Origin of the sequence: Agromyces sp. Root81 (assembly GCF_001429165.1) — a bacterium.
GTDB lineage: Bacteria > Actinomycetota > Actinomycetes > Actinomycetales > Microbacteriaceae > Agromyces.
Map to the genome: position 1 here is coordinate 561,844 of NZ_LMIR01000001.1, position 20,982 is coordinate 582,825.

A 20,982-nucleotide genomic window follows, 5' to 3' on the forward strand; every position below is an offset into this window, starting at 1 on the left:
TTCCGCCACTCCTCGAGTGCTGGCTGTCGGACATCGACGCCGCGCACTTCGAGGTCCTCTTCGAAGTCGGAGGAGTCCGCCGGATGCACCTCGAGGAAGATCGTGCGCGACTCCTTCGGGATGTGGCAGGCGCTCGAGCATCGCGATCGATCCCGAGCCCTTGAAGCTCTCGTTCGCCACGCGGCGGTCGACCGGCAATGCGCCGGCGAGGGTCAGCACGACGAGCACGATCGTCGCGAACGGCGAGAGCAGTCCGGCCGCGAGCGCAGCGGTGGCCGGCTGGTAGCCGAGCGTCGAGAAATAGTCGACGCCGGTCAGGCACATCCCGCCACCATGAGTGCGTGCTCTCGGTCCTCGCCGCATAGGCCCCCTGATGGGAGCCGGTCGAATCCGAGAGCCCGTCGAGGAGCCAGTTGCGGAAGCCCTGCCGCTCGTTCGCCAAGTTCGACCTCAGTACGCCGTCCCCCACCGCAGGATCTCGAGCGGCGCGATCCAGTCGTCGACCGCCTCGAACGCTTCCAAGCGGAGGGTATGGACGACACTCACACACTGCTTGATACTGCCTGCGCAGGCTCCCGCAGGAGGCATTCGAGTATCGACCGGCGCACGGGGTGCGCGATCGCGTCGAAGAGAGTGGCTCGTTGCCGCAGCATCCGTCACCTTTTCCCTTGCTGTAACGCGATTGGTCGGCGTGTTGGGTGTCGCAGGCGGGCCGAGCACCAGTCCACCACCACGGAAGACTGAACGAATCGAGCGGCTATCCGGCGATACCCGGCGGAGTTCGGGTGGATGCCGTCCAGTAGGTCGTCGACATCGTCAGGTCCGAACAGCGCGGTTCCGTCGAGGTAGACAAGATTTCCGTCGCGCTCAGACCGCTGCTCGACGATGCTGCTCATGAGGGCCCGGACTGCACGGAGGGTGAGCGCGTCGTCCGTGTACGGTACGCCGGCTTCGGCTCGACGCGTGGCGAGATAGCGCTGCTGGCCGTCGTCGTATTCAACCGGTCCGGCGGTGTCCTCCAGCATCGGGCAGGTGATCGGCGAGATGAGCAGGATCGGGGTATCTGGCTTGCCTTCGCGGATGGTGTCCAGGAATCCGTGGAGTGCTGAGACGAAGGTGCGACGTTTGAGTGAGTCGGCGCCGACGATGTTGATGCCGACCTTCAGTGAGATGAGATCGGCGTCATTGTCGCGCAGGGTTCGTGCGACGAACTGGTCGAGGTGAGCGCTGGACCCCAAGCCCAGGCTGGTGATTTCCAAACCCAGCTCGCGCGACGCCGCCACGGGCCAGACCCCGAACGGTGTGTCCGCTTCAGCGCAGTGGCTGATCGAGCTTCCGTGGTGCAACCACTTCGGCACGTCAGGTTGAGGTGCGGGGAGGAGCTGCGCGTCCGCACGGATGTCGTGGATCTCGACGGACGCATTGTTCGGTAGCCAGAGGGTAATGTCCTGCTCTCGCCCGCCGGCCCCGACGTCGACCCGGGCGATCGTCGGCCGTCCGGGAACGAGAGTCAGGTCGTTGGGATTCGTTCCGCGTCGATAGCGCCCATCGATTGAGGTTTCCGCCGAGTGCGGTCGCCCATCAATGGTGACGCCAAGGACGGCCGGAACCATCTCCTGGGGTGTGTTCCCCAAGATCAGCCGTGTGGAGGTGAACTCGAGTTCGATCCACCGAGCCGCGGTCGAGAGTGCGATCCGCACTCCTGAGCACTGTTCGGAGGCCAGGGCGAGCATCGGTCCGTCGAATTGACTGCGTGTCCACTCCGGCAGGCGCGCCGGCATCAGCCCGGCGGCTGTCGTCCGGATCGTGAGTGCGCCGCGGATGGAGCTGTGAAGCAGGGCAGCGATTCCCTCGCGCATGGGCTGCTCGGGCGACCTGGGAGTGGGGTCGCTCATCAGTCCACGTGAAAGATCTCGGGAATGGTCATCCACCATTCGCCCGCTGCCCTCTCGGGAAACGGTCGCTGCAGCGGGCCGCAGACCGCCCACCAGCGTTGAGTCACAGGGTCTTCAGCGATCCAGGCCATGTCGGCGTCGTAGTCGTCACCGACGTACTCCATGTAGGAGAAGAGCACGTCGCCGTGCCGGAAGATCGAGTAGTTGCGTATGTTGCCCGCCGAAAGCCGTTCGAGCACCAGCGGCCACACGTCAGCGTGCAGGCGCTCGTATTGCTCGCGGTTCTCGGGAGGCATCCCGATCACTGAACCGAGCCGCCTCATCGACGCTCCCCCGCCGCGCGCGCCCGGAGGTGGGTCAAGCCACCGTCGACTTCGAGCGCTGTGCCCGTGATGGAGCCGGACATCGGACTTGCAAGGAAGGCGATCGCGTCGGCGACTTCGGGAGGTGTCACCATGCGGCCGGTGGCCTGGCGGGCATCGAGGGCGGCTCGCTCCGCATCCGGGTCTGCGAAGCCCTCGAGCATGCGCTCGACGAACGGGGTGGCGACCGTGCCAGGGCTCACGCAGTTCACACGTACTCCCTCTGCGACATGATCGGTCGCCATGGCATATGTCAGGGCGAGGACCGCACCCTTCGACGCGGAGTAGAGCGCACGCTGCGGGAGTCCGTTCAGCGCTGCGACGGAGCACAGGTTGACGATCGCGGCCGCCGGTGATCGTCGCAGCCATGGCAGGGCGGCCGCCGCGACCCGGGCCATGCCGATGACGTTGACGTCGAGCACGCGCGCCCACTCGGCGTCGCCGTTCTCTTCGACGGTCCCGACGGCGCTGATGCCGGCATTGTTGATGATGATGTCGATGCGGCCGAAGGAGGCTGCGACCGCCGCGATGGCGGCTTCGACGCTCGCTCGATCGGTGACGTCGGCTTCGAAGGCGACGAGCGGGTGCGTTACCTCGGTGGTTCGGTCCAGCACCGCCACTCTGGCCCCACGAGCGGCGAGCGTCTGCGCCGCGGCGAGGCCGATGCCGGATGCCCCGCCCGTGACCACGGCCACCAGACCTTCAAAATCGTTCATGCTTGCACCATCCTCTGCCGGGCCCGTCCGAGCCCGTCGATCTCGAGTTCGACGATGTCGCCGGCCCGCAAGTACGGGTTGCCGGGTGTTCCGAGCGCAACGCCGGCGGGCGTACCGGTGTTGATGACGTCACCCGGATGCAGCACCATGAATTGGCTCAGGTACCACACCACGTGGGCGACCGTGAACAGCATGTTCGCGGTTGTGCCGTTCTGGCGCATTTCGCCGCCGACCCAGAGGCGCAGGCCCAACTGCTGCGGATCGGGGACCAGGCCGGCCGGCACCAGCTCTGGTCCGAACGGGTTGAAGGTCTCACAGCTCTTGCCCTTGTCCCACTGGCCGCCCCGCTCGAGCTGGAACTCCCGCTCTGACACGTCGTGTGACACTGCGTACCCTGCGACATGGGCGAGCGCGTCGGCGGCCGAGTCCAGGTACCGGGCGGTTGAGCCGATCACGACACCGAGCTCGACCTCCCAGTCGGTTTTTCGGGATCCGCGCGGAATGAGCACATCGTCGAATGGCCCCACCATCGTCGATGGATCCTTCATGAAGACGACGGGCTCGGTCGGGAGCGCCGCCCCGGTCTCTGCGGCATGGTCGCTGTAGTTGAGGCCGATGCAGACGATCTTGCCGGGCCGTGCAATGGGAGCCCCGATCCGCATCGTGGAGGCGTCCAGTTCGGGAAGCAGCCCGAGCGCGCCCGCCAATCGAGAGATCCCGTCGGACCCGAAGAAGGCGCCGTCGAAGTCGTGAGCGACGGGGCGCGCATCGAGGGTGCGCCCGGCATGCCGGACGACGGGGAGCTCCTCGCCGGGCGCGCCGAGGCGGGCGAGGGTGAACGGTTCAGTCATCGGTGGCCTTCGTGTCGTCGAGTCGGTAGAAGGATCGGGCGGTCCCCGCGAGGATGGCGGCCCGGTCGTTGTCGTCGACGTCAGCAAGCAGGTCTCGGATGCCTCGCCACACCCGTGCGTATCCTCCGGCGATGAGCGACACCGGCCAGTCACCGCCGTACATGAGGCGGCCTGCTCCGAAGACGTCGAATGCGTGCTCGAAGGCCGGGCGGACCGTTTCGACGGTCCAGTCTCCGGGTTGACCCACAGCCGAGTACAGCCCGGACACCTTGCCGTAGACGCGCGGATTCTCGGCGACTTCGGCGAGCAGTGAGGCCCAGGGCTGCCAGTCGTCCGACCCGATCGGTGGCTTGTTGAGGTGGTCGAGCACGATGGTCAGCTGCGGATGCCGCTCCGAGATCGCGACGACCGCCCGAAGGTGTTCGGGAAGCACCCCGACGACGTCGAACGGGACGCCGGCCTGCTCCAGGAGGCCGAGGGTTGCATCCACGTCAGGGCGGAGAAGCCAGTGCGGATCCGTGCGATCGTGGATCAGGTTGCGGACGCCGCAGAACTTCCGCTCACGCTGCAACTCGGCCAGTCGGTCCGCTGCCCGGTCAGGTTCGTGCAGGGGAACGTACCCGACAACGCCGACCACGAGGGAGTTCTGCCTGGCGACCTCGAACATGTGCTCGGTGTCATCGTCGTTGTCGGCGGACTGGACGAGCACCGTACCGGTCACGCCGACCGCCTCGAAGTCCGGCAAGACCTCGTGCATGTCGAAGGTGCGGTACAACCGTCCAGCCTCGGGGCCGAGCCAGGCGTATTCGGCTCGTTCGAGATTCCAGACATGCTGGTGGGAGTCGATGATCTCGCCTGTTGAACGCTCAGACACTGCGCACCAGACCACGTTCGACGAGTGCCGTCCAGAACTCTTCGGGGATGCGGGCCGTATACCGACGCACTGTCTCCGCCACCTGCTCCGCGGTCCTCGTCCCGACGACAACGGAGACCACTGCCGGATGCCGATGCGGGAAGGCGATAGCGGCCTCCGGCAGTGTGATGCCGAATTCCTCGCAGACATCGGCGAGCCTGTTCGCGCGTGCGATGGCCTCGGACGGCGCTTGGGCGTAATCGTAGGAGGAATTCGCGGCCGGACGAGCTGTGGCAAGGAGTCCGGAGTTGTAGACCGCGGCGGCCACGATGCCGACGCCGCGCTCCTCGGCGAGGGGCAGGAGCTCATCCAGGGCTCCCTGCTCGAGCAGGGTGTAGCGCCCCGCGAGCATGATCACGTCGATGTCGTGGCGCCGGACGAACTCGGCGGGCATCGCCGACTGGTTCATCCCGGCGCCGACGGCACGGACCACTCCTTCATCGCGCAACTCGATCAGCGCCGGGATCGCCTCGGCATGGGCCGCTTCGCCGTGCTCATCGGGGTCGTGCAGATACGCGATGTCGATGCGGTCGAGCCCGAGCCGGTCGAGGCTTTCGAAGACGGACCGGCGGATGCCGTCGCGGCGGAAGTCCCATTGGCGTCGCACCGTGGCGGGAACGACGAAGTTCTGGTCGTCCATGGCGCCTTCGGGATTTCCGCTCGGCACGAGCAGCCGGCCCACCTTCGTGGAGAGGACGAATTCGTCACGCGGACGTGTCGACAAGGCGTGTCCGAGCCGGCGTTCGGAGAGGCCGAGGCCGTAGTGAGGGGCCGTGTCGAAGTATCGGATGCCGGCATCCCAGGCCGCATCGATGGTGGCCGCGGCCTCTTCGTCCGTGATCGCACGACCGAGGTTCCCGAGCTGGGCGGCGCCCATCCCGAGTTCTGTCAGCGACACCGTGGTTCGGAGCATGCGACGTCGTACGGATGTGACCTGCATAGCTAAGCCACCCTCGCATCGTCGAGGCCGTCGAGGTCCCAGTCGATGCCCAGGCCGAGCGTCTCGGGAGCCCACGCCGCGCCGTCGCGGATCGTGATCTCCGAGGTCGTGACGGCGCGCAGCTGCGGGATGTGCTCGAGGTAGAGGGCGTTGGGAATCGCGCAGGCAAGGGAGAGGTGCAGTTCCATCAGGAAATGCGGTGCGACAGTGACGTTGAACGACTCAGCGAGATGCGCGACCTTCAGCCAGGGGGTGATTCCACCGACCCGGGCGACATCCACCTGAACGATCGACGCGGCACCGCGCTGGAGGTACTCCCGGAACTGCCCGACGGAGTACATGCTCTCGCCGACCGCCACGGGAATCGCCGTCGTGTTCGCGAGCCGCTCGTGGCCGGCGACATCTTCAGCGGGGAGCGGCTCCTCGAACCAGAAGATGTCCAGGTCGCGGAACAGGTTCGCCCGACGAATCGCCTCAGCGCTGGTGAGCGACTGATTGGCGTCGATCATGACGTGGAACTCAGGGCCGACCGCCTCACGCACCGCACTCAAGCGTGCAAGGTCGTGGTGGGCATTCGGCAGGCCGACCTTGATCTTCGCTCCGGGCAGGCCTCGGTTCCGGCTCGCGAGCGCCTGAGTCACGAGTTCGTCAGGCGAGAGGTGAAGCCACCCGCCTTCGGTGTCATAGACCGGCACAGACGGCGAGGAGCCGCCCGCGAGTTTCCAGAGCGGGATTCCGGTGCGTCGCGATCGGGCATCCCACACCGCCGTATCGATCGCGGCGAGCGCCAGGGACGTGATCGGCCCTATCGTGGTGGCTCGGGTCGAGTTGAAGGCGGCGTACCAGACGGCTTCTGGGCGATCCGCGTCCTCCCCGATCACGGCGTCGAGGAGACCGCCTCGCAGCATCTCGAGAACGGCACGGCCACCCGTGCCGATGGTGTAGCTGTAGCCGAGCCCGGTCAGTCCGTCGGCGGTCGTCAACGAGACGAACACCGTCTCCTGCTTGAGGAACGCTTGCACCGCATCCGTGCGTTTGGTTTCGACTTCGAGGTCGACCAGCCAAGCCTCGGCGGAAACGATCGTCGCGCCACGTGTCATTGAAACAATCTCCTTGGTTGTGATCCCGCAGATCTTCGAGGGCGGGGGCTCATGCGCGACGTCTTCAGTGGTCAGCTCTTGACGGAGCCGGCGAGAACACCACGTACGAGCAGCTTCGAAGACGCTACGAAGACGATCAGGATCGGGACGGCGACGATCAGGCCGGCAAGGGCGATCTCGGGCTGTCTGATGGGGAGGATGCTGGCTCCGATGCCGGGGTTGAGTGCCGGGGTGGCGCTGAACAGCACGCCGAGGCCGACCGGCAACGGCAGGACCTCCCCCGAGGTCACCATGACGTACGGGAGGAAGTAATTCACCCAAGTGGCGGTGAAACTGAAGAACGCGAGCATCCCGAGCAGCCCCTTCGACAGCGGCAGCGCGACGCGCCAGAACGTTCCGAATTCCCCCGCGCCGTCGATGCGTGCGGCTTCGTAGAGTTCCTTGGGGATCGAGGTCGAGAAGTAGATGTACGCGAGGAATACACCGAACGGGTAGAACGAACTCGTCAGGATGATGGCCCACGGGGTGTTGTAGATCCCGAGCGCGGTCACCTCGATGAAGAGGGGAAGCACCAGCGCAACCGGGGGCACGATCATCGCGATGAGCGTCGTCATCAACAGCGTCCTGCGGAACGGCAAGGGCGCGGTCGCCAGCGCGTAGCCGGCCAGGATCGCCGTCGCGCACGAGATGAACACGATCGTCGCGGTGTACCAGACCGAGTTCCAGATCCAGGTGACGAGTCGGCCGTCTTGGAACAGCATCAGGTTGTTCCACGCAACGGCGTACTGGTCGAACGAACCGAAGGCGAACGGACTCAGCGACGTCAGCTCGTCGGCCGTCTTGGAGGGCGCAAGGACGAGCCAGATCATCGGCACGACGCTGAACACCGCGAAGGCCACCAGCACGATCCAGGTGACGATCCGACCCGGCAGGCGTCTGACGTTCAGTGCACGCGAACGTGGTGCCCGAGCGGTGCCGACCGTGGTCATCGCGTAAGTGTCTGTGCTCATGGTGGTGCTCATATCGCGCTCCCTGCCGGCATGGCGGCACGTGCCGCCTTCTTGGATCTCTTCGTCGTCGGTCGCGCTTCCTCGAAGAAGTCGGTTCGGAAGATCGCGATCAGTGCCGCGATGATGCAGATCACGAGGAGCATCAGGGACAGCGCCGCGGAAGCCCCGAGATTGCCCGACTGGAAGGCGAACGAGTAGCTCAGCTGGTTGAGGGACCAGTTGTCTGCGAGCCCGGGATAGACAGTGGAGGAGATGAGGTAGGGCTCGACGAAGATCTGGAGCCCGGCCGCGAAGGTCAGGATGGACATGTAGATGAGGTAGCGCCGGATGAGCGGCAACTTGATCTGCAGTCCGATCTGGAATGCGTTCGCCCCGTCGATCCGCGCCGCCTCGAGGATGTCGTCGGAGATCGACTGGAGGGACCCGTACTGCACGATGATCCAGTTGCCTGCACCGGTGAAGAAGGCCATCAGCACGAAGATCCAGACGAGGTTCCCCGTGTTCCAGATCTGGCTGCCCTCCGTGATGCCGACCGCTCGAAGGAGGTCGCCGTAGGGGCTGTACGTCGGCTCGAGCATGAAGTACCAGACGAGGATCGCAACGGCGCCCGAAATGGATGCCGGGACGATGTAGGCCGCCCGGAGCGGTACCGTCCAGCGGCTGCGGATGGCGTCGAGCAGCAGCGACATCGCGGCCACCACGAGCACCATGAGCGGCACGTAGATCACGAGGAACGTTGCAACGTTGGTGAGCGCGGGCAGGAAGCGGAAGTCCTGGATGACGACCAGGTAGTTGAGAAATCCGCCCGCCGGATTCACCATCGACGGCTTGAGTGCAGTGAAGAACGCCATCACCACAGGGACGACGCCGAAGGCGACGAGCAGTATGAGGTACGGGGCGAACATCAGTGACCCCGAGAGGGCGCTCATCCTCTTGATTCGCGAACGCGCCATTACGTTTCCGAGCCTTTCTCTTGCAGTCCCGGGGGGCCGACGCCGTATGGCGCCGACCCTCCGGGGACGAGTTCGGCGGCCAGTTGCTACTGGGTCACCTTGTAGCCCGAGCCGGGCGCGAGCTGGATGAGCGACTCCTGGAACTTGCGGGTCGCTTCCGCGACCGGGGTTCCGGCGTTGATCTCGGTCTGCAGCACTGCGCCGACCTGGCCCTGGATGTCGTAGCGGACCGGCTTCTCGCTCGGATTGATGAGTGTGGCCTGCTGCACCATGGCCGGAACCGGGCTGGATGCGTAGTACGGGTCCGATCCGACGCGCTCGGCCCAGGCCTCGAAGGCCGGCCCGGATCCTGGGAAGGTGACGGAGTCCGCCAGGAGCTCGGGGTCGGTCGCGAGGTAGGTGACGGCGTCAGCGGCGGCGTCCGGGAACTTCGAGTGCGACGATGCCATCCAGATGCCGCCTCCCCACTCGCCCGAGTATGCCTGGTCGTTGCCATCCCAGATCGGCATCGGTGCGGCTGCGACGTGTCCCTCGGGAATCGCCCACGAGCTTTCGGGCCGAAGCACGAACTCACCGAACCAGGAGGGGCCGAATGTCATGGCGACCTTGCCGGCCTGCGCGACGTCGGCGAGGAATCCGGCATCGAACGACGATCGGGTATCGAGCACACCAGCGTCGACAAGTGGCTGCACGAGGTCGGCCACTCGCGTGCACTCCTCCGCATCCGGATCGATGCGCACCGTGGTCGAGTCATCGGCTGCGGCCATCGGGCAGCCGCTGGGCCACAGGTAGGAGGCGTAGTAGTTCTGGTCGCCGATCGCGCCTGCGACGTAGCCGGTACCCTCCAGCTTCATCGCCTCCGTCGCGAACTCCTCCATCGTCGTGGGCACCGTCAGCCCGAGCTCCTCGAACACGACGGCGTCATACCAGAGCACGCTCTGGGCGAGATCGTTCTTCAAGCAGTAGTAGTCGCCATCGATGAGACACCAATCGTTGGCGCCGTCATAGCTCTTGAAGACGGACTCATCGACGGTCTCGGACAGGTTGGCGGCATAGCCGTTGCTCGGGTCGGCGAGGATGGCGACGTCGTTCGGTCCGCCAGCGAACACGACGTCGGGCCAGCCGCTCCCCGTAGTGTTGAAGAGCGAGATCTTGGTCAGGAGCTCGGCCGTGTCGATCACCTCGACGGTGACATCCACGTCACCCTTCACGGATTCCTGGTAGGCCTTCGCGGCCGGCTCGCGAACCGAGTCCACCCAGATCAGGAGTTCGGGCGTTCCGCCCCCAGCGTCTCCGCTGCCGGCCGTGCAACCGGCCATGCCGAAGACGGCCATCAGCGCCAACGGGAGCGCAAGTCGTTTGTTCATGTCTATTCCTTTTTTCGTGCTGTGTCTTGGGCGAAGGAAATGATCGACCCTCGTCATTGAAGGATTCTCGGAAACCACTACTGACTCTCCACTCTCACACTCGGTCGATGGCGACCTCCTCACGAACTGCAACGGGCGACAGGGCGCCCACCGCGTCGACTTCGACGAGTTCGCGGGGCGGCCCGCTCTCTTCCCACTCGCTTTCCCAGCCCACTCCCGGCGTGAGCGGCGGATGCACGTGGCCATCGGCTCCCACTTCGCGGGGGCGGGCCACGGGGTTCGAGAGAACCAGCGCCTCGTAGTACGTGTTGTTCTTGATCGCCATGCAGAGGTGTCTCGCCACGGGGCCGCCACCGTGCACCTCGGCCCGCAGGAGGTGAGCATCGGCCAGATGGGCGATGCGCATGGCACCAGTGACCCCGCCTCGGAGCACTGCACTCGTACGCACCGCGGACGCGCACCCACTGGCGATGAAGTCCGCTGCAGCCATGTGCGCTCCTTCGGCGACCTCGCACACGAGGAGAGGAACATCGACGCGCTCCCCCAGCGCCTTGTACGCGCCGACGCTGAACTCCTTCATCGGCTCCTCGTACCAGAGATAGTCGGCCTCGCTCAGCGCCCGGCCGAGGTACGTCGCATCGAGCAGGTCGAACGCCGCCGACCCGTCGTACATCAGTGGAACATCGGGTCCCACGTGCTCACGCAGCGCCTCGGAGAGCCGTGCGTCGGCGCGGGCATCACCCCACGCGTGAAGCTTGATCGCCGGGAATCCGAGCTCGAGGCATTGGTCGGCGACATCGAGGTACTGCTCGATCGACCCGAACGTGACGGTGGAGGCATATGCCGGAATGGACGATCGGAACGAACCGAGGAGCTGGAAGAGCGGGAGCTTCGCGGCCTTGGCCCCGATATCCCAGATCGCCACGTCGACGGTGCCCATGATGTGGACGGGGTAGCGCTCGATGCGGTCGATCTCCCACAGCCGATGCCACAGCAGTTCTCGCGCCAGCGGATCCTGGCCGACAAGCTCGGCCCGCAGTCGGCGGTCGACGATGTCCTGGAGGATCACCCCACGGTTGGTGAAACTCAGCCCGACGACGCCATCGTCGGTTCGCACGACGAGCCACGCGCCGTCGACCTCCGGGTCGGAACCGGGAAGCCCGTCCCGCCACAGGAATGGCGGATCTTGGGCCGGGACACTGACACGGACAACTTCGACCGAGGTGATGAGCATTTTCGTATAGTATAGGATTCGAAGACAAACACAACCCCCGACTTCCGCAGTTCGGGTTGCCGCCCATGACGAGCGGCGAGAATACTATGGGAAACACGACGGTTGCACGCAGACGGCAGCGTATCCCGAGCCGAGAGAGCGAACTGACTTGACGATCGCGAGCACTGAATCCCTTCGGGAAGGTGAGCCACCGCGGTCGCCTCGCTCTGCGTTGGCCGACGAGATCTACGAGGCGCTCCGCGCGATGCTGCTCGACCACACGATCCCTCCTGGTCAGCGCATCAACATCGATTCCGTGGCACGCGAGCTCAATGTGTCGCAGACACCAGTGCGTGAGGCCCTCGCTCGGCTCGAATCGGATGACCTGGTCATCAAGCAGCCGCTCCGCGGATACAGCGCAACAGAGTTGCTGACGGTAGATGAGACCGACGACCTCTTCCGATTCCGTGCACTCATCGAACCGTGGATGGCGGGGCGGGCCGCAGAAGAGCGCTCTGCTGAAGACCTCGACGAACTCATCGCTGAGATCGAACGAGGGAGACAGTCCCTCGAACTCGATCTCGACGCCACGTACGGAGAACTCTCACGTCACGACGAACGGTTTCATTTCCTTATCGCGCGCATCGCCCGGAGTGACTTCGTCAGGGATGCATACACACGCGCACACTGCCAGTTGCACGTGTACCGGCTCACCCAGGCGGCCATCGCTCGCCGCCGAGCGTCGCGAGAAATGGACTCCGTGGAAGACGAGGACGGCATCTTCGATGCGAAGGGCAGAGGGGTCGTCACGATCATGGAACACAGTCTCATCGCGGACGCGATCCGCGCGGGTCAAACGCACGCCGCGGCGGCCCACATGCTCGACCACATCGAATCGGCCAGAACCCGCCTCCCGCTCGATCACGCATCGCTTGCAGGCCCTTCGGCGCGGGTGACGCCGACGTAGGCGAGCATGGCCGCTGTCTGCCAGGCATGGTCACCTTCACCCTCAAGGTCTCCGTTCGCCGCATGGCTCCAGGTGTGACCACTTCCAGGAAGCTCCTGAGGAGACGCCCGGCTCCACACCCCTCACCCTCGCTCGGTGCGCCGTCGTCACGCCCCGGCCGCCATCGACGCCATGATCAGGCCGGTGGACGCCGCGAGCTGATCCGCCGGCGCTCTCTGCCCAACGGGCAACAGCTACTCAGCTCCTACATCGACAGCCGAGGATTCTCAGCGTCGAGCTCGGGTCGCACCTCGAGAGCGCTGAGAAGATCCGAGTTCGATCGGCCGGCCGATGTAGAGGAGCGATCGCTTGAGCACCGCGGGCAGAACAGTCGCATCCTCGCCGAACGGCTGTGCATACGGCGAGCTGTTCGGCGAGCGGGAGCGCGGCCTTCACGGCTTCGTCGATCATCGCCTGGTCGCCGATGAGCGACTGGTTGGAGACACCAATTCCAGAACTCGCACGGGAGCGGCACCGGTGAGCAGTCGTGGATGCCCACGAGTTCGTCGACGCCGTCGCGGAGCGTCTGCCACTGCTCGTCCGTAGAGTGCGCAAAGCGCGCAGACGGACATGACGACCTCCTGAAGGTCCCGATTCTTCCGCCCTTGGTCAGGGCCGACGGCTGGTTACCCGCCCACATGGATGACGGGCCGCTCGTGGGGGTCATTCTCGACCTCGCGGATGATCTCTCGTACGACGGGTGGTGTGTCGCCGCGTCCGAGCAGGATGTAGCGCATCATGTGTAGGAGCGGGTTGCCCTCGGACCACTCGAAGTATGCGTGCGGGCGTACGCCCGTGGCATCCCTCATCGCGAGTAGGATCGCGGCGATCGCGTTGGGCGCCGCGGGGCTGTCGGCGCGCAGCACGCGGTGGCCGTCGACCTCGACTCCGTGCACTTGGAGGACCTCGCGGAATTCCGAGGGGTCGATGATGTTGATCTCGAGGAAGAGCACGTCGGCGCGACCGGGCACAGGGTTGAGCCGGCGTTGGCTGAGTTCCTTCTCGAGGTACTCGGCGGCGTCGCCGACACCGGGCCGGTTGGCGATGATGCTGAGTCTTGAGTCGTAGATCAGCGAGTCCTTGATGAACTGTCGCGCTGCGTCGTCGAACTCGATGCGCTCAGCACGAATCTCGGTCGTGCGTGCGAGCCGAGACACGACGGATACCGTGACGATGCCGAGGATGAAGAACAGCGAGATGGTGATGCCGTCGGGTTTCTCGATCACGTTCTCGACGAATGCGTACCCGAGGATCTGGGTCAGGACGGTGAACCCGACGCTGGCAACACGCTGACGTCGGCGGATCGCGGAGACCAGCACAGCGAATGAGGCCGACACCATCATGGCCAGGATGCCGGTGGCATAGGCGCCAGCCTGCGCGTCGACGTCGGCATTGAAGGCGATCGTGATGAGGATGCTGATCGTCGTGTACACGAGCACGACCGGGCGCACGGACCGGCTCCACTCGGGCGCCATGCCGTAGGTCGGCAAGTATCGGGGCACGATGTTGATGAGTCCGGCCATCGCCGATGCACCGGCGAACCACAAGATCAGCACGCTGCTGATGTCGTAGACGGTGCCGAACCCGTCGCCGAGGAAGTCGTGGGCGAGGTAGGACAGCGCGCGGCCGTTCGCTTCCCCGCCGGCCTCGAACGCCTCGGCGGGGATCAGGATCGTGGTGACCAGGCTGCTCGAGATCAGGAACACGCTCATGATGACCGCCGCGGCGGTGAGCAACTTCTTGGTGTTCCGGATGCGGGACGCGAGCCGCTCCTCGGGTGTCGCGCCCTTCGACGCCACCAGGGGCATCATGCTGACCCCGGTCTCGAACCCGGAGAGTCCGAGCACGAGCAGCGGGAACGCCAGCAGTGCCGGGACGATGATCCCGGAAAAGCCGCTGCTGGAGGTGAGGGCGGCCACCCACTGCTCAAACGCCACGGGCTCAGTGACCAGCCGCACGATTCCCTCCACGATCACGATCGCGTTCAGGCCGAGAAAAACGGTCACGAGGGGAATCGCGACGTTCACCGCCTCGCGGAAGCCGAGCAGGAACACCCCACCGAGCACGAGCAACAGCAGAACCGTGATCGTGACGGCCTGCCCGTCGAGCGCGTCCGGGGTGAGCGGGTTCTCGATCAGGTGCACCGTGGCATCCGCCGAGGACAGCGTGATGGTGATGATCCAGGAGGTCGCGACGAACCCGAGGAGGATGAGGACGAAGATCTTGCCCTGCCAGAACGGGAGGAGCCGCTCGAGCATCGCGACCGAGCCCTGGCCGTGCGGACTCTCCTTCGCGACCCGGCGGTACATCGGCAGCATGCCCAGCAGGGTCAGGGCGACGATGAGCAGCGTGGCGATCGGAGAGACCGCGCCAGCCGCAAGCACCGCGATCGAGGGGAGATAGGACAAAGTCGAGAAGTAGTCAACGCCGGTCAAGCACATGACCTTCCACCAAGAGCTCTGCTCCGCGGTGGTCGATTCCATCGTCTCGGGGCCGACCGGCTGCACCGTGTGCTTGAACAGCCACCGCGAGAACGGCGTCCCGGAGCCGGTCTCCTTGGGTCCCGGCACCGTGGCGGGGAACTCGAACTAATCCCATTCGGGCATGGACGGCTCCTCTGCGGACCGCGTCGGCGCGGACCCTGAAATCATCGCACCCGGCATCGCACCCGGCAACGCACTTGCACCACGCGCACGACGTCATTTTCGTCCCGCGCACCGAGTGCGACCGCCTGCTACAACGTGTCGGGCCGCTCTTCATTCGCCACTGACTCGATCCAATCGATGATCTCGTCCGGAAGAAGGAAGCCCAAGTCGCCGTTCCCGCCGACCGCCCGTGACGACCGGCACAATCGGTGCCGGCTGTTGCGGGCTCCCTTGAAGCCTTCCGAGGACATCCGAGGTGTCCCGCGCGTCAATGGCGACCGGAAGGACGGAGGTGAACCCTTGTGCGGCGAGCGTCATCGCTCGATCGAACAGTTCGAGCTCACGGATGTCTTGGAGAGCACGTATCGCGAAGCGTCCGGCGGCCGAGCGCACGCCGGCCCGCATCAGTCGGTTCACCGCGGATCGGCGAGATATTCGAGGCGGAAGGCACCAGGACGTCCCGATGACGATCGTTCGACGACGCTCATCCCGCGTCCGCTTTCGCGACGCCACCGAGCACCCCGAGCACGGTGCAGCCCCGCCGACGTTGGCGGGTCGACTACGGGATGACCGAGGCAGCCGGGTCCGATTCCTCCCCGAGCCGAGTCAGCTGGAAGAGGTGGAGCCATCGTCTGTGATAGCCGAGTGCGGCATGCCGGCGTCCGTGGATGTTGCCGGTCAGGACCACGCCGGGATACGCGGAGATCAGCCCATCCCAGTCGCGTGCTTCCTCGATTCGGGCGACCGCCGCCACCTCGTCGAAATCTGCTGCCGACTTCCTCGTGTTGCAGAGCGCGTGCATGGCTGTGAGATTCTCATCGTCACCCGGACCTCCCCTGGCATGGGGGACGGTATGGTCGGCCTCGAGGGCGAGTACCCAGTAGGCCGGGTGGATCCGATCTCGACCGTAGTGCGCGTCGTACGCGAACATGTCGGGGAAGACATCGCTGATCCCGACCATGACGCATCGGGCAGCCCCCGGCCGCCGCACAACGAGCAGCGAAAACGATCTCGGAGGAAGACCCTCGCCCTGATCTGATCGGAAACGGCTCGCGGTCTCGTGCCGAGCAGGTCTGGGGCGGTGGTTCGGGTCGCGCTCACCTTCCCATGCCACCGCTCATCGGATATCGGAGCCAGACTGCTCCGGGCAGAAGCCACATCCTGGATTGCCAGCGCGGAGGCGACGGCCGACAACGCATCGGCGTAGAGATCGACCGCATCATCTGCGAACTGATCGACGAGAACCATGGCGTAAACCTACCCGTCACGCCTTCGGCTCCCCCGGATGATGCTGCGAAACTCCGCGAGCTCCATCGACGCCGGAGCGGAGATGGGTAGGGACTGATGCTGCCCGACTCGCTTCACCTCGCGACCTGGTCGCAACCATCAGGTGCCTGCTTGGTCTCGCGGATCGCTCGAACCAGAAAACCCCCGGAGAACCGTGGTTCTCCGGGGGTGTTGGTGGATCTGAGGGGACTCGAACCCCTGACCCCCTGACAGACGTTGCCCCGGCCCACTCGTGACAGCCCGCCGACCATGGCAGATCAAGCGGCCAAGCGAATGCCTACGGAATACTCACCTGCACACTCGGAGGTGCTGAGTAGATAGCTGCTGCGAGCCTTTCGTCTCCATGCTGAGCCCGTCCAGGGCCTCAAATCGACGGCCTCGAACCCGAATAGAGCCCCGGCCCCCTAAAGTGAGGACTTGTCATGATTTGCCTTGGCGAGTAGGAAGTGGTCGAGGGCATATCCGCCCAGAGAAAGTGAATTGAAGAGGGAGTCGTGGGTCATGGACGACCAGACGAACGAATTCGAACTCAGAGTCATCGACTCGCTGGAGAGCTACGCGCCGCCAGAAAAGCGCGAGGGCATCAGCACGGCGGACTCTTTGACGACGCCTGAGGAGGCGCTCGAGGCGATCAAGACGACCAAGGGTGGCGACGAGATTCTCAGCCGGCTGCCTGAACTCGAGAAGCTCGACTTGTGGTTCCCGGCCGCGGTCTTCCGCGTGTGCTCAAAATCCGGGTCCGCTCGATACCTCGATATTTGGGATGCGGATCACTTCGACGGCTTCACGGACATGCAGCGCAACCTCAACGATTGTCGCGCCTGGTTCTCCGCGGACGGGTACGACGCGTGGGGGTCGGGTCAGACGAAGACTGGTCGCGTCAACTGCTACTTCAATGCGTCGAGCGCGGGAACATACATCTGTAACGCTCGACTGGAAAGCTATCCGTCGGCGTCGCAGGCCTCCGTCGAATGCCGCATCGACAACAATTCGTTCGGACCGCTGACTTGGTCCGGCACGATAAACCAACCGCATACGGCCAACCTGTCGCAGGGCGGCCATCACTTCCGAATCTGGCAGCGATCAGGGTCGTTCTTCTTCCTCAGCCTCACGGTCTGGCGAGTGGGGTGAATTAGCCGCCCCCGAATATCTCCGAGCAACGTCACAGCCGCGCCGCGTTCGCCACACCGGGCGGCTATGTCGCTCTCTCCACGGGCTGTACTGTCGACGTCACCGTCGGTCAGCGTTGGCACGCATTCCAACTCGCTCTCCATACAGAATGTTCCGGGTCAGTCGGGAAGTTCGTGGGCGCAGAGGATCGCCCTGTGTTGCGAAAGCGCTTGTGCAGCCGGTCGTCATGATGCCGCCGATGGCCAGCGTCGAGACTCCCGCGAAGACGGCTCGCGGAGATCGCATCTGACGAGGATGGCATGAGGGCGGGACCACGAGGGCCGCCCGAGACCGACAGGCTTACCGCGCGCGCAGCGTTCAAGTACGGCCGCAGCTGCGTGAAGCCCGCACTCGTGCAGGCCACGCTGCCGCTCATCGGCTTCGTGCTCTTCGCCTTCGCCTGATCCGCTCCAGCGGCCCCAGCGCTACGATCGCCTCATGGGCAGCGTCGCGGGTGCCGCATCGATCGAGCCGAGTGCCGACGTCGACGCTCGTGCGCACCTCGGCCCCGGAGTCCGCGTCTGGCATCTCGCCCAGGTGCGCGAGGATGCCGTGGTCGGCGCCGAGACGACGATCGGGCGCGGGGCGTACGTCGGCCCTGGGGTCCGTATCGGCTCGCGCTGCAAACTGCAGAACCACGCGCTCGTGTACGAACCAGCAGTCGTCGGCGACGGCGTCTTCATCGGCCCGGCCGTCGTCTTCACGAACGACGCCCACCCGCGCGCGGTGAACCCCGACGGCTCGCTCAAGAATGCCGAGGACTGGGCGAAGGTCGGCGTGGTCGTGCACGACGGGGCGGCCATCGGGGCGAGGAGCGTCTGCGTCGCTCCCGTCGAGATCGGCCGATGGGCCCTCGTCGCCGCGGGAGCGGTCGTCATCCGCGACGTGCCGGACTACGGAATCGTCGCAGGGGTGCCAGCGCGCCGGATCGGCTGGGTCGGCCCGCACGGTGTACCGCTCGAAGCCCACGGCGACGGCCGGTTCCTGTGCCCGGTGAGCGGCGACGTCTTCCTCGAGGCGGATGGCGTGCTGACAGCGGTGTGACGACGCCATATCCCCCGAAGTGGGTCTGGTCGGCGCTGCCGCTTGGGGGTACGTTCGAGCCAGTTCCGTTCCGTACTCGGCTTCTGGGCTCCGAGAATTCGGCGGGCGAATAGGTGATCGCATGCGTCAGCGTGCGACGGCGTGACGTACCCGCGTCGCGACTGGGCAACTGACGGGCCGGCTTCCCCCGGTCTCGTATCCCGTGTCCCCCGCCCGATCGTGGGCTCTCTCACCCGAGGCGTCCCTGTGACTGCGCTCCTTCAGAGCGCCGCTGCTGAGACCACCGTTTCGCGCGGTGGCAAGCGACGGTCGCTCCACGCGTCGGTTCCCGCACCAGCGGCGACCGCGACGACGGTCGGCGCGCCCGAGTGCGGTCGACACGATGGTTGACGCACGCCAGCTCGCATCCGTCTCGCCCCCGCCGCGTCGGCCGAGGGGCCACCTCCACCTGGTCGCCGGACACTCGGCGCCGCCGAACCGACCTTGGGCGTCCACCTACCGGATGCGCTTGATCGTGTGCGACGCACTCGCCATCGCGCTGACTGTGGTGGCCGCCCTCCAGGCGGCACTGCTCATCGCCGGACACGCGACCGCGCTCTGGTCCATCGCGGTGCCCGCCGCCGTCGCAGGCATCGTCTGGATCTCCGCCCTCGCCGTGCTGCACACGCGAGACGAACGACTGTTCGCCGTGGGTGCGGAGGAGTACAAGCGCCTGATGGGCGCCAGCACCATCGCGATCGGCGTCATCGCCGTGGCGTTCCTCAGCATCGACGCCGAGGTGCCCAGCGCGTACCTGCTCGTGGCGTGGTCGCTCGGGGTGCCATTCCTCCTACTCGAGCGATGGGGATGGCGCCGATGGCTGTCCCACGAGCGGCAAGCGGGTCGCGCACTGTCCTGCGCGATCGTCGTTGGCGACGCCGACGAGGTGGCGCAGGTCATCACCCGGATGAGTCGCGGGCCGGCGGTCTACACGGTCGTCGGGGTCGCCGTGGACAGCCTCACCTCGAAGACGAGCCTGCCCATCGGCGAACGCACCTTCCCGGTGCTCTCCTCATCATCGGCCGTCGCCGGCGCGGCCGAACGGCTCGGTGCCCAAACGATCGTCGTCGCCGGTGGCACCTCCGTCAGCCCCTCGTTCGTGAAGCATCTCGCTTGGACGCTCGAGGGCACGTCGATCGACCTCGTGCTCGCGACACGACTGACCGAGGTCGCCGGGCCGCGCATCCACTTCCAGGCGATCGACGACCTCCCGCTCATGCACGTCGACATCCCCAGGTTCGAGGGCGGCAAGCATCTCGCAAAACGGGGTCTCGACATCTTCGGCGCCGGGTGCGCCCTCATCGTGCTCGCGCCGCTGCTGCTCGGGATCGCGATCGCCGTGCGCCTCGACTCCCCGGGAGGAGCGATCTTCCGGCAGGAGCGCGTCGGCCGCGGCGGGCGCACCTTCACCGTCTTGAAGTTCCGCTCGATGTGCGCGACCGCCGAGCAGGACCTCGCCGCCCTGCGCGACCGCGACCAGGGCAGCGGCGTGCTGTTCAAGCTGCACGACGACCCTCGCGTGACCCGGGTCGGCAGAGTGCTGCGCAAGTACTCGCTCGACGAGCTGCCGCAGTTCTGGAACGTCTTGGTCGGAAACATGAGCCTCGTCGGCCCGCGCCCGCCGTTGGCGAGCGAAGTCGAGGGATACGAGGCGCATGTCCGTCGGCGCCTGTACCTCAAGCCCGGCCTGACCGGCCCGTGGCAGGTGAGCGGACGCAGCGACCTGACCTGGGAGGAGAGCGTGCGGCTCGACCTCCACTACATCGAGAACTGGTCGCTCATCGGCGATCTGATGCTGCTCTGGCGCACCCTCCACGTCGTGGTGCACCCCGTCGGAGCCTATTGACGGGACGGACGACATGACTGGGCGCCGCATCCTCATCCTCGTGATCGCGTCGATCGCGCTCATCGCCGGCGCTGCCGGTGTGGCGAGCACCGTCTCGCAGTCGAGCCGCTCGCCGTTCGTCGCGGGTGGCGAGGCGGGCACGCTCGGAGACGCGGCGGCACCCGAACGGGCGGATGACGCGGGCGAGGGCGCTCCTCCGTCGGGGGAGCCTGTGGATGGCGGAGGCCTGCCACCCGTCGAGAGCGAGGTCACGGCTCCCCCGGCAGTCGAGCGACCCGCGGAGCCGGCCAGCGAGGTCGGCGGACGGGTCGAGGGATTCCCCGAGCTCATCCCGATCGTGGACGGGTCGAGGATCGTGTCGAGCGCGGTGACCGCAGACGGCGGTCGCCTCCAGGCGACCCTCGTCGCCGAGGCCTCCGTCGCACCGGAGGAGGTGCTCGCGAGCTATCGGCGGGACTTCGCGATGCTCGCGTTCGCCCCCGTCGAAGCGCCGTCGGTGGGTGGCAGCACTGCGCTCACGTTCACCAACGGCACCGACTCGGTGCTCGTCACGGTCACCGGCTCAGCGACCGGTGGAACCACCTACTCGGTCTTCGGGATGTTCGACGTCGGATCGGAGGGGTGA

At 66.0% G+C, this 20,982-nt stretch carries 19 protein-coding genes and 1 pseudogene; 6 read left to right on the forward strand and 14 right to left on the reverse strand.

Annotated features, from left to right (window positions below; all coding sequences use genetic code 11):
- Positions 1 to 126: 126 nt before the first annotated feature.
- The 12 genes and pseudogenes from ASE14_RS21080 to ASE14_RS02845 form a co-directional block, all read right to left on the reverse strand.
- Positions 127 to 469: pseudogene (locus ASE14_RS21080) on the reverse strand (hypothetical protein); the annotation flags it as partial.
- A gap of 187 nt (positions 470 to 656) precedes the next feature.
- Entirely contained in the window at positions 657 to 1,895 is a 1,239-nt protein-coding gene (locus ASE14_RS02795) for an SGNH/GDSL hydrolase family protein (RefSeq protein ID WP_056650438.1), read from the reverse strand.
- Positions 1,895 to 2,218: an L-rhamnose mutarotase gene (locus tag ASE14_RS02800; protein WP_056650440.1), complete on the reverse strand. Its 324-nt coding sequence runs from the start codon at positions 2,216 to 2,218 to the stop codon at positions 1,895 to 1,897. The genes ASE14_RS02795 and ASE14_RS02800 overlap by 1 nt, the downstream gene beginning before the upstream one ends.
- Positions 2,215 to 2,973 carry an SDR family NAD(P)-dependent oxidoreductase gene (locus tag ASE14_RS02805; protein ID WP_056650442.1) on the reverse strand — a complete coding sequence of 253 codons (759 nt, stop codon included), beginning with the start codon at positions 2,971 to 2,973 and terminating at the stop codon, positions 2,215 to 2,217. The genes ASE14_RS02800 and ASE14_RS02805 overlap by 4 nt, the downstream gene beginning before the upstream one ends.
- Complete coding sequence (locus ASE14_RS02810) at positions 2,970 to 3,824, reverse strand: fumarylacetoacetate hydrolase family protein (RefSeq protein WP_056650445.1); 855 nt, start codon at positions 3,822 to 3,824, stop codon at positions 2,970 to 2,972. The genes ASE14_RS02805 and ASE14_RS02810 overlap by 4 nt, the downstream gene beginning before the upstream one ends.
- Complete coding sequence (locus ASE14_RS02815; protein ID WP_235511061.1) at positions 3,817 to 4,698, reverse strand: amidohydrolase; 882 nt, start codon at positions 4,696 to 4,698, stop codon at positions 3,817 to 3,819. Before ASE14_RS02815 ends, ASE14_RS02810 begins: the two co-directional genes overlap by 8 nt.
- On the reverse strand, positions 4,691 to 5,650 hold the full coding sequence (locus ASE14_RS02820) for an aldo/keto reductase (RefSeq protein ID WP_235511062.1): 960 nt from the start codon (positions 5,648 to 5,650) through the stop codon (positions 4,691 to 4,693). The genes ASE14_RS02815 and ASE14_RS02820 overlap by 8 nt, the downstream gene beginning before the upstream one ends.
- 29 nt (positions 5,651 to 5,679) lie before the next feature.
- Positions 5,680 to 6,777 (reverse strand): mandelate racemase/muconate lactonizing enzyme family protein, encoded by a 1,098-nt coding sequence (locus ASE14_RS02825; RefSeq protein WP_056650447.1) that lies wholly within the window; start codon positions 6,775 to 6,777, stop codon positions 5,680 to 5,682.
- Between the two features lie 71 nt (positions 6,778 to 6,848).
- A complete protein-coding gene (locus ASE14_RS02830; RefSeq protein WP_162257688.1) occupies positions 6,849 to 7,787 on the reverse strand; it encodes a carbohydrate ABC transporter permease in 939 nt (312 codons plus the stop codon).
- Positions 7,788 to 7,795: 8 nt separating this feature from the next.
- Positions 7,796 to 8,716, reverse strand: a complete 921-nt coding sequence (locus ASE14_RS02835; RefSeq protein ID WP_162257689.1) for a carbohydrate ABC transporter permease — start codon at positions 8,714 to 8,716, stop codon at positions 7,796 to 7,798.
- Positions 8,717 to 8,826: 110 nt separating this feature from the next.
- Positions 8,827 to 10,107: an ABC transporter substrate-binding protein gene (locus ASE14_RS02840; protein WP_162257690.1), complete on the reverse strand. Its 1,281-nt coding sequence runs from the start codon at positions 10,105 to 10,107 to the stop codon at positions 8,827 to 8,829.
- Positions 10,108 to 10,201: 94 nt separating this feature from the next.
- The gene (locus tag ASE14_RS02845) at positions 10,202 to 11,341 is read right to left on the reverse strand and encodes an enolase C-terminal domain-like protein (RefSeq protein ID WP_082599997.1); all 1,140 of its coding nucleotides are present in this window, start codon (positions 11,339 to 11,341) and stop codon (positions 10,202 to 10,204) included.
- A gap of 211 nt (positions 11,342 to 11,552) precedes the next feature.
- On the opposite strand from ASE14_RS02845, the gene ASE14_RS02850 reads away from it, so the two are divergent.
- Positions 11,553 to 12,287, forward strand: coding sequence for a GntR family transcriptional regulator (locus tag ASE14_RS02850; protein ID WP_056650451.1), 735 nt, complete (start codon positions 11,553 to 11,555; stop codon positions 12,285 to 12,287).
- Between the two features lie 665 nt (positions 12,288 to 12,952).
- On the opposite strand, the gene ASE14_RS02855 is transcribed toward ASE14_RS02850, so the two are convergent.
- Positions 12,953 to 14,809 (reverse strand): amino acid transporter, encoded by a 1,857-nt coding sequence (locus ASE14_RS02855; RefSeq protein ID WP_369816451.1) that lies wholly within the window; start codon positions 14,807 to 14,809, stop codon positions 12,953 to 12,955.
- Positions 14,810 to 15,530: 721 nt separating this feature from the next.
- Positions 15,531 to 15,932, reverse strand: a complete 402-nt coding sequence (locus ASE14_RS02860) for an HNH endonuclease (RefSeq protein ID WP_056650453.1) — start codon at positions 15,930 to 15,932, stop codon at positions 15,531 to 15,533.
- Between the two features lie 827 nt (positions 15,933 to 16,759).
- Here ASE14_RS02860 and ASE14_RS02865 point away from each other — a divergent pair.
- The 5 genes from ASE14_RS02865 to ASE14_RS02880 all read left to right on the forward strand — a co-directional run bounded on the left by ASE14_RS02865 (position 16,760) and on the right by ASE14_RS02880 (position 20,982).
- A complete protein-coding gene (locus ASE14_RS02865) occupies positions 16,760 to 17,389 on the forward strand; it encodes a hypothetical protein (RefSeq protein WP_056650454.1) in 630 nt (209 codons plus the stop codon).
- Positions 17,390 to 17,688: 299 nt separating this feature from the next.
- A complete protein-coding gene (locus ASE14_RS20305) occupies positions 17,689 to 17,832 on the forward strand; it encodes a hypothetical protein (protein ID WP_157372750.1) in 144 nt (47 codons plus the stop codon).
- 34 nt (positions 17,833 to 17,866) lie between these two features.
- Positions 17,867 to 18,472 (forward strand): acyltransferase, encoded by a 606-nt coding sequence (locus tag ASE14_RS02870; protein ID WP_056650460.1) that lies wholly within the window; start codon positions 17,867 to 17,869, stop codon positions 18,470 to 18,472.
- A gap of 502 nt (positions 18,473 to 18,974) precedes the next feature.
- Positions 18,975 to 20,357, forward strand: coding sequence for a sugar transferase (locus tag ASE14_RS02875; protein ID WP_235511063.1), 1,383 nt, complete (start codon positions 18,975 to 18,977; stop codon positions 20,355 to 20,357).
- Between the two features lie 13 nt (positions 20,358 to 20,370).
- Complete coding sequence (locus ASE14_RS02880) at positions 20,371 to 20,982, forward strand: hypothetical protein (protein ID WP_056650468.1); 612 nt, start codon at positions 20,371 to 20,373, stop codon at positions 20,980 to 20,982.

Excerpts from the sequence above, each read along its gene's own strand:
- ASE14_RS02840 (WP_162257690.1), bottom strand. The coding sequence starts at position 10,107 with ATGAACAAACGACTTGCGCTCCCGTTGGCGCTGATGGCCGTCTTCGGC.
- ASE14_RS02825 (WP_056650447.1), bottom strand. The coding sequence starts at position 6,777 with ATGACACGTGGCGCGACGATCGTTTCCGCCGAGGCTTGGCTGGTCGAC.
- ASE14_RS02870 (WP_056650460.1), top strand. The coding sequence starts at position 17,867 with ATGGGCAGCGTCGCGGGTGCCGCATCGATCGAGCCGAGTGCCGACGTC.
- ASE14_RS02810 (WP_056650445.1), bottom strand. The coding sequence starts at position 3,824 with ATGACTGAACCGTTCACCCTCGCCCGCCTCGGCGCGCCCGGCGAGGAG.
- ASE14_RS02795 (WP_056650438.1), bottom strand. The coding sequence starts at position 1,895 with ATGAGCGACCCCACTCCCAGGTCGCCCGAGCAGCCCATGCGCGAGGGA.
- ASE14_RS02820 (WP_235511062.1), bottom strand. The coding sequence starts at position 5,650 with ATGCTCCGAACCACGGTGTCGCTGACAGAACTCGGGATGGGCGCCGCC.
- ASE14_RS02865 (WP_056650454.1), top strand. The coding sequence starts at position 16,760 with ATGGACGACCAGACGAACGAATTCGAACTCAGAGTCATCGACTCGCTG.
- ASE14_RS02830 (WP_162257688.1), bottom strand. The coding sequence starts at position 7,787 with ATGAGCACAGACACTTACGCGATGACCACGGTCGGCACCGCTCGGGCA.
- ASE14_RS02805 (WP_056650442.1), bottom strand. The coding sequence starts at position 2,973 with ATGAACGATTTTGAAGGTCTGGTGGCCGTGGTCACGGGCGGGGCATCC.
- ASE14_RS02855 (WP_369816451.1), bottom strand. The coding sequence starts at position 14,809 with ATGGAATCGACCACCGCGGAGCAGAGCTCTTGGTGGAAGGTCATGTGC.
- ASE14_RS02845 (WP_082599997.1), bottom strand. The coding sequence starts at position 11,341 with ATGCTCATCACCTCGGTCGAAGTTGTCCGTGTCAGTGTCCCGGCCCAA.
- ASE14_RS20305 (WP_157372750.1), top strand. The coding sequence starts at position 17,689 with ATGAGGGCGGGACCACGAGGGCCGCCCGAGACCGACAGGCTTACCGCG.
- ASE14_RS02875 (WP_235511063.1), top strand. The coding sequence starts at position 18,975 with ATGCGCTTGATCGTGTGCGACGCACTCGCCATCGCGCTGACTGTGGTG.
- ASE14_RS02880 (WP_056650468.1), top strand. The coding sequence starts at position 20,371 with ATGACTGGGCGCCGCATCCTCATCCTCGTGATCGCGTCGATCGCGCTC.
- ASE14_RS02860 (WP_056650453.1), bottom strand. The coding sequence starts at position 15,932 with ATGGTCGGGATCAGCGATGTCTTCCCCGACATGTTCGCGTACGACGCG.
- ASE14_RS02800 (WP_056650440.1), bottom strand. The coding sequence starts at position 2,218 with ATGAGGCGGCTCGGTTCAGTGATCGGGATGCCTCCCGAGAACCGCGAG.
- ASE14_RS02835 (WP_162257689.1), bottom strand. The coding sequence starts at position 8,716 with ATGAGCGCCCTCTCGGGGTCACTGATGTTCGCCCCGTACCTCATACTG.